Source organism: Bradyrhizobium sp. CIR48 (assembly GCF_014198315.1).
GTDB lineage: Bacteria > Pseudomonadota > Alphaproteobacteria > Rhizobiales > Xanthobacteraceae > Bradyrhizobium.
In genome coordinates this window covers 1-13,089 of sequence record NZ_JACIHG010000015.1, presented here as the reverse complement: position 1 = coordinate 13,089, position 13,089 = coordinate 1, and the positions used below count along the sequence as shown (strand labels likewise).

General features: G+C 65.4%; 10 protein-coding genes. 9 read left to right on the top strand and 1 reads right to left on the bottom strand.

Annotated features, from left to right (window positions below; genetic code table 11):
• Positions 1-9 precede the first annotated feature (9 nt).
• From GGD66_RS35265 to GGD66_RS35230, 8 genes are all read left to right on the top strand, one after another.
• Positions 10-846, top strand: coding sequence for an SDR family oxidoreductase (locus GGD66_RS35265; protein WP_092254919.1), 837 nt, complete (start codon positions 10-12; stop codon positions 844-846).
• Positions 847-962: 116 nt separating this feature from the next.
• Entirely contained in the window at positions 963-2,762 is a 1,800-nt protein-coding gene (locus GGD66_RS35260; RefSeq protein ID WP_183261285.1) for a cation:proton antiporter, read from the top strand.
• 76 nt (positions 2,763-2,838) lie between these two features.
• Positions 2,839-3,660: an NAD-dependent protein deacetylase gene (locus tag GGD66_RS35255; RefSeq protein WP_183261283.1), complete on the top strand. Its 822-nt coding sequence runs from the start codon at positions 2,839-2,841 to the stop codon at positions 3,658-3,660.
• A gap of 141 nt (positions 3,661-3,801) precedes the next feature.
• Complete coding sequence (locus GGD66_RS35250) at positions 3,802-5,886, top strand: hydantoinase/oxoprolinase family protein (protein ID WP_183261281.1); 2,085 nt, start codon at positions 3,802-3,804, stop codon at positions 5,884-5,886.
• Between the two features lie 2 nt (positions 5,887-5,888).
• Positions 5,889-7,547: a hydantoinase B/oxoprolinase family protein gene (locus GGD66_RS35245; RefSeq protein ID WP_183261279.1), complete on the top strand. Its 1,659-nt coding sequence runs from the start codon at positions 5,889-5,891 to the stop codon at positions 7,545-7,547.
• A gap of 34 nt (positions 7,548-7,581) precedes the next feature.
• On the top strand, positions 7,582-8,583 hold the full coding sequence (locus GGD66_RS35240; protein ID WP_092254625.1) for a TRAP transporter substrate-binding protein: 1,002 nt from the start codon (positions 7,582-7,584) through the stop codon (positions 8,581-8,583).
• A gap of 10 nt (positions 8,584-8,593) precedes the next feature.
• Positions 8,594-9,187: a TRAP transporter small permease subunit gene (locus GGD66_RS35235; RefSeq protein WP_179738969.1), complete on the top strand. Its 594-nt coding sequence runs from the start codon at positions 8,594-8,596 to the stop codon at positions 9,185-9,187.
• 31 nt (positions 9,188-9,218) lie between these two features.
• The gene (locus tag GGD66_RS35230) at positions 9,219-10,523 is read left to right on the top strand and encodes a TRAP transporter large permease (protein WP_183261277.1); all 1,305 of its coding nucleotides are present in this window, start codon (positions 9,219-9,221) and stop codon (positions 10,521-10,523) included.
• A gap of 882 nt (positions 10,524-11,405) precedes the next feature.
• On the opposite strand, the gene GGD66_RS35225 is transcribed toward GGD66_RS35230, so the two are convergent.
• Positions 11,406-12,050 (bottom strand): glutathione binding-like protein, encoded by a 645-nt coding sequence (locus GGD66_RS35225; protein ID WP_183261275.1) that lies wholly within the window; start codon positions 12,048-12,050, stop codon positions 11,406-11,408.
• A gap of 103 nt (positions 12,051-12,153) precedes the next feature.
• Here GGD66_RS35225 and GGD66_RS35220 point away from each other — a divergent pair, with 103 nt between their 5' ends.
• Positions 12,154-12,834 carry a TetR/AcrR family transcriptional regulator gene (locus GGD66_RS35220; protein ID WP_183261273.1) on the top strand — a complete coding sequence of 227 codons (681 nt, stop codon included), beginning with the start codon at positions 12,154-12,156 and terminating at the stop codon, positions 12,832-12,834.
• Positions 12,835-13,089 lie beyond the last annotated feature (255 nt).

Genomic DNA, 13,089 nt, shown 5'->3' with positions numbered 1-13,089 from the left:
AGAGAATCCATGCCGCAAACCGATCGCTCGACCTCCTTTCCCTCGCGCCTGGTTGGCCAATACGCCCTGGTGACTGGCGCCTCGCAAGGCATCGGTCGCGCCGTCGCCATCCGGCTCGCCCAGGAAGGCGCAACCGTCGCCATCAATTATTTCGAGCACGATGAACGGGCGGAGGAGACGCTCGCGCTCGCGCGGGCCGCTTCGAGTGATCGCGGCCACGGCGCGCCCGATCACTGCATCGTCAAGGCCAATGTCGCCGACGAGCAAGAGATTGCTGCGATGTTCGAGGCGATCCTTTCGCGCTGGAAGCGTCTCGATTGTCTCGTCAATAACGCCGGCTTCCAGAAGGAATCACCGAGCGAGGCGCTCGACATCGAGACCTATCGCCGGATCATCGACGTCAACCTGAACGGCGCCGTGCTCTGCGCGCAGAAGGCGCTCGCGCATTTCGTGGCGCGCGGGGGAGGGGGCTCCATCATCAACTGCTCCAGCGTGCATCAGATCATCCCGAAACCCGGCTATCTCGCTTATTCGATCAGCAAAGGCGGCATGGCCAATCTGACACGCACGCTGGCGCTGGAATTCGCCGGCCGCGGCATTCGCGTCAACGCGGTCGGGCCTGGCGCGATCGACACGCCGATCAACGCGGCCTGGACCGGCGATCCCGAAAAGCGCGGCGTCGTCACCAGCCACATTCCCATGGGGCGTGTCGGCACGCCGGAGGAGATCGCCGCCGTGTTCGCCTTCCTCGCGTCCGATGATGCGAGCTACATCACCGGGCAGACCCTCTACGCTTGCGGAGGCCTGACGCTATTCCCCGAGTTTCGCGAGAACTGGGCGAGTTGATCTCGGTTTGGGACTGCGAGGATGGCGGTTGGTCCGGGTAGGGGTCTGCGGCGCCGTGTGCTATCGACCGTGGACGACGCTGCCGCTATTGGCAAGCGTCGACACATGAAGGGCTCGTGACCACAAGCATCAACATCAATGCCTACAGCGACGCGCTGGTGGTCCTCGGCACGGCCGGTGTCGTGGTGCCGATCGTCCGCCATTGGGGCATCAATCCCGTGCTGGGCTATCTCGGCGCCGGCGCCATTCTCGGCCCGCTCGGGCTCGGCTCGCTCGTCAAGGAACTCCCGTTCCTGTACTGGGTCACCGTAGCGGACGCGCAGAACGTCGAGGGTATCGCCAATCTCGGCATCGTATTTCTGCTGTTCCTGATCGGGCTCGAGCTGTCTTTCAGGCGGCTCGTCACGATGCGACGCCTGGTGTTCGGGCTTGGCGGCCTGCAGGTGCTGGCGACGTCCGCCATGATCTTTGGCGCGGCGCTTCTCACCGGGCAGAGCTCGGATACGGCCGTGATCCTCGGCGCGAGTCTTGCGCTGTCCTCGACGGCGATCGTGCTCGAGCTTTTGTCCGCTGAGAAACGACTTGCGACCACTGCCGGCCGCGCGACCTTCTCGGTGCTGCTGGCCCAGGACCTCGCAGTCGTTCCCATTCTGGTTTTCGTCTCGGTGCTCGGCGCCGGCAGCGGCGACTCGGTCTTGACGCACATCTCCAGCGCAATGCTGAAGGCCGCGCTGGCCGTCGCTGTCCTCACTCTGCTCGGGCGGCTGCTGATGCGGCCGCTGTTCCAGATGGTTGCTGGCACCCATTCGACGGAATTGTTCGTCGCCGCGACTTTGTTCGTCATCGTCGGCGCAGGGATTGCCGCGCACCAGGCAGGCCTGTCGATGGCGCTCGGAGCATTCGTTGCGGGACTGATGCTGGCGGAAACGGAGTATGGCAAGGCCATCGAGGCCACCGTCGAGCCGTTCAAGGGCCTGCTGCTGGGCATCTTCTTCTTCACGGTCGGCATGGCCATCGACTTCCGCGTGTTCATGCGCGAGCCTGGTTGGCTGCTGGCCGCGGTCATCGGCATTCTCGTCGGCAAGGCGATCGTGCTCATCCTCCTCGGCCGGCTGTTCAAGCTGTCCTGGGCGACGGCGATCGAGATCGGCTTCCTGCTGGGCCCCGTCGGTGAATTCGCGTTCGTCAGCATCGGGATGGCGGTGGCCGGCGGTCTGATCGAGCCTCGCGTGTCGAGCTTTGCCATCGCCGTCACCGCGGTGACGATGGCCTTGACGCCGCTCTTGAGCATGCTCGGACGCCGACTGGCCGCGAAGCTGGGCCCTGAGCGCTCGCCCGATCCCGAACTGGCGGTTCGGCCGCCCGGCGACCGGGCGCAGGCCATCGTGGTCGGCTACGGCCGCGTTGGAAAGGTCGTCTGTTCGCTGCTCACCAGCCACGGCCTGAACTACATCGCGGTCGATCACGAGGCAGTCGCCGTGGCGCGCGACCGCCGCGACGGCCACAAGGTCTATTTTGGTGACGCGACGGAACCGGGTTTCCTCGAGGCTTGCGGCCTGATGCAGACCACCGGTGTGATCATTACCATCCAGTCGCGGCCGGCGATCGATGCTGTCGTCGAACGGATCCGGGCGGTGCGGCCGGATGTGCTGATCGTTTCACGTGCGCGGGACGCCGACCATGCCCGGCACCTCTACGCGATCGGCGCAACCGATGCGGTGCCGGAAACCATCGAGGCCAGCCTGCAGCTTTCCGAAGCCGCACTGGTCGGCCTCGGAGTTGCGGTCGGGCATGCGATAGCCTCGGTGCACGAGAAGCGGGATGAATTCCGGCTGACGCTGCAGCAAGCCGCCCGCGTTGCCGGGCAAGAGAAAGCGCGTCCGCTCGATCTCACCGGCCGCCAATCCCCGCGGTAGCCGCCCATCCGGGTCGCTATGCGCCGCGGACTGCGATGATCTGGCAAAACCGGCCCGCGCAGACTACATCTGCGCCATGGCAAACGCTCCACGGGCAAGCTCCCTGCTCCAGGATTTCGTCGGCCGGCACGAAAAGCTGTTCGTGCTGACCGGCGCCGGCTGCAGCACCAATTCGGGCATTCCCGATTATCGCGACAGCAACGGCGACTGGAAGCGGACCCAGCCGGTCAACTTCCAGTCCTTCATGTCGGACGAGCATACGCGGCGGCGCTATTGGGCGCGCAGCCTGATCGGCTGGCGGCGGTTCGGCCAGGCTCGCCCGAACGATGCGCATCACGCGCTGGCCCGGCTCGAGGCCAACGGCCGGTGCGGGATGCTGCTGACCCAGAATGTCGACCGGCTGCATCAGTCCGCCGGCCATAGGCAGGTGATCGACCTGCACGGCCGGCTCGACCTGGTTCGCTGTATGGGCTGCGGCCGCAAGACGCCGCGCGATGAGTTTCAGCACGCGCTTGGTCGCGCGAATGCGGCCTGGCTGACGCTCGATGCGGCCGATGCACCCGATGGCGACGCTGATCTGGAGCACGAGGATTTTTCGTCCTTCCAGGTGCCTCCTTGCGAAGCCTGCGGCGGCATCCTCAAGCCCGACGTCGTGTTCTTCGGCGAGAACGTGCCCCGCGACATCGTCGCCACCGCGAAGGATCATCTGGCGCAGGCTGATGCCATGCTCGTCGTCGGATCCTCGCTGATGGTCTATTCCGGCTTCCGCTTCGTGCAGGCTGCCGCGCAGCGCAATATTCCGATTGCGGCGGTCAATCTCGGACGCACCCGCGCCGACGATCTCCTGACGCTGAAGGTCGAGGAGCGCTGCGAGGCGGCGCTTGCATTCCTGCTCTGATCGCGCCAGCGCCGAACACGTCTTGCCTATTGCATAGGTGCCAAGCAGAATGGCCCGGCGCGGCGTTGTCCTCGTCGTCCATGGCATGGAAATTGCTGCGCTTTCGACCCCAGTCTTGACGATCAGCGCGGAGAATTTGGAATGCTTGAGGGAGCCGAGGTGCGGCTTGCCGTTGATATCGGTGGCACGTTCACCGACATCGTGCTGGACGTGGGTCAGGATCGCAAGACGCGCAAGGTGCTGACGACGCCGCAGCGTCCCGAACAGGCCGTGCTGGACGGGATGCGTCTCATTCTCGCCGATGCGCGCGCGCATATCAGCGACATCGACGTCTTCATTCACGGCACCACGCTGGCGACCAACGCCATCATCGAGCGCCGCGGTGCCAAGACGGCCCTGATCGCTACCGAAGGCTTTCGCGACGTGCTCGATATCGGCACCGAAAGCCGCTACGACCAATATGATCTCGGAATCGACAAGCCGAGGCCGCTGGCGCCGCGCAGTTTGCGTTTCACCGTGCCCGAGCGCGTCGACGCCCACGGCGCGGTCCGTCTCCCGCTCGACGAAGCGTCGGTGCGTGCACTCGCGCCGAAATTGCGTGAGCTGGGCGTCGCGAGCGTTGCGATCGCTTTCCTGCACTCCTATGCCAATCCCGAGCACGAGCGACGTGCGGCCGCGATCCTGGCCGAGGAGATGCCAGGCATCTCCGTGACGGTGTCCTCGGCCGTTTGCCCGGAGATCCGCGAGTATGAGCGCACATCGACAGCGGTCGCGAACGCCTATGTGCAACCCCTGATCGACGGTTATCTCGCCCGCATGGCCGACGCCTTGCAGGTCGAGCAGTTCCGCGGCGCCATCTATCTCGTCACGTCAGGTGGCGGCGTCACCTCGATCGAGACGGCACGGCGCTTTCCGGTGCGCCTCGTCGAGTCCGGGCCTGCCGGCGGCGCAATCTTCGCGGCGCAGATCGCGGCGCGTCTTGGCGAGAGCAAGGTCCTGTCCTTCGATATGGGCGGCACCACGGCAAAGATCTGCCTGATCGAAAAGTACCAGCCCGAGACCTCGCGCGTGTTCGAGGTCGATCGCGCCGCGCGTTTCCTCAAAGGCTCCGGCTTGCCGGTGCGTATTCCCGTGATCGAGATGGTCGAGATCGGCGCCGGCGGCGGCTCGATCGCGCATGTCGATGCGATGAAGCGCGTCACCGTCGGGCCCGAGAGTGCCTCGTCCGAGCCGGGCCCGGCCTGCTATGGCCGCGGCGGCCAGCGTCCGGCCGTGACCGATGCGGACGTAGCGCTCGGCATGATCGATCCCGATGCTTTTGCGGCCGGTACGATCAAGCTCGACCCGGAACTTTCGAAGCAGGCGCTGCTGCGCGATGTCGGCGAGCCGCTGGGCCTGTCGGCAGAGACTGCGGCCTATGCCGTGCACGAGGTCGTCTGCGAGAACATGGCGAGCGCGGCGCGCGTCCATGCGGTCGAGCGCGGCGAGATCGTCGGCCAGCACACCTTGATCGCCTTTGGCGGTGCCGCGCCGCTGCATGCGGCGCGCGTTGCCGAGAAGATCGGTGTCTCCCGGGTGATCGTGCCGTCGAATGCCGGTGTCGGCTCGGCCGTCGGCTTTCTTGCCGCTCCGATCGCCTATGAGCTGGTGCGCAGCCGACATGTCCGGCTCGATGATTTCGACACTGAAGCTGTGTCGGATCTCCTGCAGGAGATGGTGACCGAGGCGCGCGCGCTGGTCGAGCCTGGCGCTGCCGGTGCGCCGGTGCGCGAGCGACGTGCCGCCTTCATGCGCTATGTCGGCCAGGGCCATGAGATCTCGGTCGAGCTGCCGAACCGGCGGCTGACCGCGGCCGACCTCGCCGGCCTGCGCCAGAAATTCGAGGCGGACTATTCCGCGATGTTCGAGCGGCCGATTCCGGGCGCTGCCATCGAAGTGCTGAGCTGGTCGGTGCTAGCGACCACCGAGGCGCGCAATCCGCCCACCGTTGCGGCCGTCACGCGCAAGCCCGCAGGGAAGGCTGTCGGCAGCCGCAAATTCTTCGACGGCCGCGCCGGCGAGCTGATCGAGATCCCGCTCTATCGCCGCGAGGACATGGCGCCGGGCGCGACCATCGCAGGCCCGGCCGTGATCGCGGAGGACGAGACCTCGACCTTCGTCTCCACCAGTTTTGACGCCCATATCGACGGTGCCGGCAGCATCGTCATGGAACGAAAGGCGGCCTGATCATGAGCAAGGCAAATGGCGCGAGCCTGATCGACCTTCAGATCATGTGGCACCGGCTGATCGCCGTGGTCGAGGAGCAGGCCCAGGTGCTGCTCCGCACCGCCTTCAGCCCGATCGTGCGCGAATGCGGCGACCTCTCGGCCGGCGTGTTCGACCTCAAGGGGCGGATGCTGGCGCAGGCGGTGACCGGCACGCCCGGTCACGTCAATTCGATGGCGGAATCGGTCAAGCACTTCATCAACCACTTCCCGATCGAGACGATGAAGGAGGGCGACGCCTACATCACCAACGATCCCTGGATGGGCACCGGTCATCTCAACGACTTCGTCGTCACCACGCCCTGCTTCAAGGACGGCAAGCCGGTCGCGCTGTTCTCCTGCACCAGCCACCTGATGGACATCGGCGGCATCGGGTTCGGGCCTGACGCCACCGACGTGTTCATGGAGGGGCTCTACATCCCAATGCTGAAGCTGATCGACCAGGGCGTCGTCAACGAGACGCTGATGGCGATGATCCGCACCAACACGCGGCTGCCGATTGATACCGAGGGCGACACCTATTCGCTGGCCGGCTGCAACGACGTCGGCTGCGAGCGGCTGGTCGAGATGATGACCGAGTTCGGTATCGACACGCTCGACGAGCTCGGCGACTACATCTGCGACCGCTCGCGCGAGGCGGTTCTCGCCGAGATCGCGAAACTGCCGAAGGGCAGCTGGCGCAACACCATGGTGGTCGACGGCTATGATGCCCCGGTGACGCTGGCGGCGACGCTGACGATCTCGGATGCGGGCATCCATGTCGATTTCGACGGCACCTCCGCGGCCTCGAAGTTCGGCATCAACGTGCCCTTGTCCTACACCACCGCCTACACCGTGTTCGGGCTCGGCTGCGTGGTGGCGTCGCAGATTCCCAACAATGCCGGCTCGCTGTCGCCGTTGACGGTGTCGGCACCCGCAGGCGCGATCCTCAATGCGCCCAAGCCCGCGCCGGTCGCCTCGCGCCACATCATCGGCCAGATGTTGCCCGACGTCGTGTTCGGCTGCCTGCGTCAGATCATTCCCGAGCGCGTGCCCGCTGAAGGCACCTCCTGCCTGTGGAATCTCAACGTCCGCGGCCAGACCCGCTCCGGCGTCGGCGGCAATTACGGGTTCTCGATGGCGGTGACCTCCAACGGCGGCACCGGTGCGCGGTTCGGCAAGGACGGGCTGTCGGCCACCGCCTATCCCAGCGGCGTGCGCGGCACGCCGGTCGAGATCGCAGAGACGCAGACGCCGCTGATCTTCTGGCGCAAGGAGCTGCGTCCGGATTCCGGCGGGGCAGGACGCACCCGCGGCGGCCTTGGGCAGATCATCGAGGTCGGCAGCGGCGTCGATGCGCCGTTCGACATCCTGGCGGCGTTCGACCGCATCGATCATCCGCCGCGCGGGCGCGATGGCGGCCAGAACGGCGAGGCCGGCTATGTCGGCCTCAAGTCCGGGAAAAAGCTGCGTGGCAAAGGCTTTCAGCAGGTGCCGCCGGACGACCGGCTGGTGGTGCTGACGCCCGGCGGCGCCGGCATCGGTGCTCCCACGACGCGCGATCGTGCGGCGGTCAAGGACGATATCGAAAGCGGGCTCGTGTCCGCCGACAATGCGGCTGCAGTTTATGGGTACGCGCGCTGACTTGTCGGTGCGCTTGGGTCAACGGAGGGGTGCAATGATCACGCGACGGAACTTCACCGCGGGCGCAGCGACGCTGCTTGCCGCCGGCCACATCTCGACCCGCGCGCGGGCGGCGACGACAAGCTGGGACATGTCGACGGTCTGGCCCGACGGCAATTTCCACACTCAGAACGCGATGGCCTTCGCCGAGGAGGTGAAGAAGCAGACCGGCGGCTCGGTCGCGATCACCGTGAAGGCCGGTGGCCAGCTCGGCTTCAAGGGACCCGAGCATTTGCGCGCCGTGCGCGACGGCCTGGTGCCGCTCGCCGACGTCCTCAATATCCAGCAGGTCGGCGACGAGCCCTTCATGGGCGTCGAGAGCATTCCGTTTCTCTGCGGCTCCGTGGACGAGCTGAAGGTGCTGCACAAATATGTGCGGCCCGAATACGAGAAGATCGCGGCGCGCAACAACCAGAAGATCCTCTACATCGTGCCGTGGCCGACGCAGTATCTGCACCTCAAGGCGAAGGTCGCCGACGTCGAGGGCCTGAAGAACATCAAGATCCGCGTGCCCGACAAGAATGCGGTCGATATGCTGAATGCGGTCGGCATGGCCGCCGTGATGATCCCCTGGGGCGAAACGATTCCCGCGCTCGCCTCCGGCGCGGTCGCCGGCGTCTCCACCTCGTCGGTATCAGGCGTCGACGGCAAGTTCTGGGAATTCCTGAAATACGTCTACCCGACCAACCACGTCTGGTCGTCGCAGATGCTCACCGTCAATCTGGATTCCTGGAAGGCGCTTCCCGCGGATCAGCAGAAGCTCGTGGGCGATATCGCTGCAAAGATGGAGCCGGGCTTCTGGGCGAACTCGCTCAAGGCCGACGTCGACAGCCTCAACCGCCTCAAGGAGGGCGGCATGGAGGTGGTGCCGGTCTCGGACGCGATGATGACGGATATCCGCGCCAAGACCGCGCCGCAGCTGGATGCCTTCCTCAAGCGCGTGCCGGCGGCCGACAAACCGGTGCGGTCCTATCTCGCCGAAATGAAGCGCGGCTGAGGGCGGGATCGTGGTGAGCGTTTCTCCCGAAGCACCGCAAAGCCTCAATGCAGCGGCACCGGTGCCGCTGCGCATCCTGCTCGACGGCATCGACCGTCTCGGCCGGCTCGACGGCTGGATCGGCGGCGGTTGCCTGTTGATGCTGACGTTGCTGATGCTGTGCGAGGTCGCAACGCGCTTCCTCTCGAACTTCCTGCCGTTCTTCCCGCCGACGATCTCGATTGCCTGGGAGTACTCGTCTTATCTGATGGCGGCGTCCTTCACCTTCGGCGCCGCCATGACCTTGCGCGTCGGCGGCCATATCCGCGTCGTGCTGCTGCTGAAGAATGCACCAGTGCCGGTGCAGCGCGGGCTCGAGATCCTCTCGGCGGCGGCCGGCTTCGCTTTTATGGCGTTCCTGACGTCAGCGATGGCGAAGTTCGCCTTTGCCGCGTACACGCGCGGCCAGGTCTCGACCTCCAGCGATACGCCGCTGTGGTTTCCGGAAGCCGTCGTCACTTTCGGTATGCTGCTGCTCACGCTCCAGTTCCTGGCGCGCGCGATCCAGGCCGTGCTCGGCCTGCCGCTGGAGGATCACCGCATGAAGGCGTCGCCCGTCGAATGACCACCGCGCCCGCACCCGGATCTAGGATCGCATGACCATCGAAGTCGTCGCCCTGTTCGCGATCCTGTTTGCGCTGCTGGCCTGCGGCGTGTGGATCGGCCTCACGCTAGCGCTCACCGCGACGCTGCTGCTCGCGATGTTCCGCTCGATCCCGCTCGACAAGCTGTTGCCGCAATATGCCTGGAACATCCTGACCACGCAGGAGCTGCTGGCGCTGCCGCTGTTCATCCTGATGGGCGAGCTGCTGTTCCGCACCCGTCTGTCGCGCTCGCTGTTTCAGGGGTTGGCGCCCTGGGCGGGGTTGCTGCCCGGTCGATTGCTGCATGTGAACGTGATTGGCTGCACCATCTTCGCGGCGATCTCCGGTTCGTCGGCCGCGACCACGCAGGTGATCGGCCGCATGTCGCTCAACGAGTTGCTGCGCCGCGGCTATTCGCGCGACATCGCGATCGGCTCGCTCGCGGGCGCCGGCACGCTCGGCTTCCTGATCCCGCCGTCCAACATCATGATCATCTACGGCGTACTCGGCGACGTCTCGATCCTGAAGCTGTTCACCGCCGGCGTGCTGCCGGGATTCCTGCTGGCCGCCACATTCATGGCCTGGGTGATGCTGCACACGAGCCTCGACCGCACCATGGTGCCGGAGACGGAAGCCAAACTCTCGCAGGTGCCGTGGAGCGTGCGCTTCGCCGCGCTGAAGGATCTCGCGCCGGCATTGTTCCTGATCGCTTGCGTGCTCGGTTCGATGTATGGCGGGCTCGCGACGCCGTCGGAAGCCGCCGCCGTCGGCGTGCTCGGCGCCGCGCTGGTCGCTTGGGCGCAGGGATCGATGTCGCAGCAGGTGATGCGCGACGTGCTGATCGGCTCGGTCGTGACCTGCTCGATGATCGCGCTGATCGTGCTCGGCGCCTCGATCCTCGGCAATGCCGCGGCCTTTCTCGGCATCCCGCAGGCCGTGGCCGCCTTCGTCAAGGGGCTCGGCCTGTCGCCCTTCATGCTGATCGTGGTGCTGATCGTCTTCTACCTGATCCTCGGCTGCTTCCTCGACGGCTTCTCGATGATCGTGATGACCTTGCCGATCGTGCTGCCCATCGTGAAGGGGGCGGGATTCGACGAGATCTGGTTCGGCATCTTCCTCGTGCTCGCGGTCGAGATGGCGCAGATCACGCCGCCCGTCGGCTTCAACCTGTTCGTCATCCAGGGCCTCACCGAGGACGGCCTCGGCTACATCGCGCGCGTCACGATGCCCTATCTCATGATCATGGTTGGCTTCGTGCTGCTGCTGACCCTCTGGCCCGGCATCGTCACGATTTTACCGCGGGTGCTGTACGGGTAATCGACATCTCGTCGCCGACTTTCGATAGCTCCCCGGCCAGGCCGCCCGGCTCGTCCCACCTACCATCCGTTGTGTTGCCCGACAGCCAAAACACGCACGCGCTGGGTCGATAGCTTCTTGCAAAAATATTCGAATTTACAGAAGTTCGGTTTTGCCGTACAACCCGCGCCATCCCGCCCGCCACAAGGGGCGTTTCGCGATCGTCACGGGACGCGGGCCGGGATGCGGTGGCCGCGACGGCGTCGGCGCGTCATGTTGGTTGCAGGGCGGAGATCCCGTGAGCAGCGACAGGCGCGATACGACACGGCGCTGACAGCGTCTTCGAATGGCCTCGACGGCGAGCGCACGCCAGCCGTGGAGAACCCAGCGAAGATGCGCGCGGACGGAGAAGTCGTGTGGTCCTGACGCCCGGGGTCTGTGCGTCAAGTCCTGCGGAGATGTCGCGCCAACCGGCGCGCATCGATCATCCGCAAGGCGACGGGGGCAATAGTGCATCGCTCCCCGGGGAGAGCACGAAGGACACCGTGAAAACCATCCGCGCAGGGAAGGCCGGGATGTCCCGGCGTCACCTGTCGTCCACCCCGTGCGCGCTTCTTTAGCACACGCGGGACTTCGGGTGCCAGCCGGCGCCCGGCCTTCCCTGCGCCCTTGCTTTCAAAGGGCGGAAGAGATCAGCAAAGCTCGGGCGAACAAGCCGCGAGGATGAGCAGCCATGTCTATCGTCTATCGCAAAAAAAAATCGGTCTCGTGCCCCGGACGCAGCGCAGCAGCGTAAGAACGCTGCCGCGCGTCCGGGACACGAGAGAGGCGCGCCAAACGTCGTCCCGGCTTGTCGACCGGGACGACTTGCGCGAGCATGAGCGAAGGGGTGTTCAGCTCGGCTTACGCCGCCGCCTTCTTGCGCGCGAGCTCAGCCTTGTACAGCTCGAACTCTTCAGCGACCGCCTTCGCGACTGACGGCCGCTGGCGCAGGCGCTCGTAATAGGCCTTCACGTTCGGCCATTTCGCGAGCTCGATCGGCGGCGTCGCCATGGTCCAGTTGATGACCGTGACCAGATAGGCGTCGGCGACGCTGAAATGGTCGAGCAGGAAGTCGCGCCCCTTCAGGTAGTTGTCGAGATAGTCGAGCCGCGACAGGTTCTTCTCGAGGGCATAGGCCTTGGCCTCCTGCGGCGCCTTGCGGTCGAGCAGCGGGATGAAGAGGCCCTTATGAAGCTCGGTGCCGATGAAGCAGAGCCATTGATGCAGACGCGTGCGATCGATGCCTGCCGCGGCGCCGAGCCCGGATTGCGGGAAGCGGTCGGCAACATATTGCAGGATTGCCGCGTTCTCGGTCAGAACCACGCCCTCGTCGGTGCGCAGCGTCGGCACCAGGCCGATCGGATTGACGGCGCGGAAATCGGAGCCGTCGCTCAGCACCGTCTTGGTCGGCGGGTCGACCTCGAGATAGTTGGCCTCGGCACCGGCTTCATACAGCGCGACGCGGGTTGCCATCGAACAGGCGAGCGGCGAGAAATAGAGATCCATCTGTAGCCTCCTTGGGCAATTCCTGAGATTTCGCTCAACCTGGCCAGATTGATTTTTGTACCATCTTGCATAATATGAGGTCGGTCAAGGATTAATTTGCGAAATGGTACAAAAATCGAAGCCGCCAACTGCTGCCAATGAGCCCGAGCGCCGCGGCCAACCCGAGCGCCGCGGCCAACCTAAGCGCCGCGGCCGTCCGCGTGCCTACGAGCCTGACGTTGCACTCGGCAAGGCGCTCGACCTGTTCCGCAAGCAGGGTTTTGCCGCGACCTCGCTCGATGATCTCAGCGAAGCGACCGGGATGAACCGTCCGAGTCTCTACGGCGCTTTCGGCGACAAGCGCGAGCTCTACATCAAGAGTTATCAGCGCTACCGCGAGGACGCGCGGGCTTCCATGGCCGCGATCTTCCGCGAGGAGATGCCGGTGCGTCAGCGGCTGGAGCGCATCTTCGCCTCCGCGCTGAGCATCTATCTCTCGGGCGAGACCGGCCCGCGCGGCTGCTTCACGGTGGTGACCGCGGCGTCAGAAGCCGTTGGCGATCCCGAGATTCGCGCCATGGTGCTCGACGGTCTCACCGAGCTCGACAAGGCTTTTGCGGGCTGCTTCCGCCGCGCCAAGGAGAACGGCGAGCTGCCGGAGAGCGCCGACCCCCTCGTGCTGGCGCAGGTCGCATCAGCCACGGTCCACACCATCGCCATCCGCTCGCGCGCCCGCGTTCCGCGCAAGGAGCTGGAGGCGATCGTGAAGGGCGCAATCGACGTGATGGTGGGAGGCAAGGAGTAGGCTGTCGTCCCGGACAAGCGCAGCGAAGCGGAGCGCAGATCCGGGATCCAACCACAGGGAGGAGTTTGGCGAAGACCTGGAGTTACCAGCTCGCCTAACAACTTCTCCCTGGGGTGATGGGGTGGACGGCCCCCTACGGCATCAGTGTGCCAGAATGAGATTGTCACACACCCATTCACAGGAGCCGTCCGTGAGCCAGATTATCCGTATCGGGATGGATACGTCGAAGTATATTTTCCAACTGCATGGCGTCGA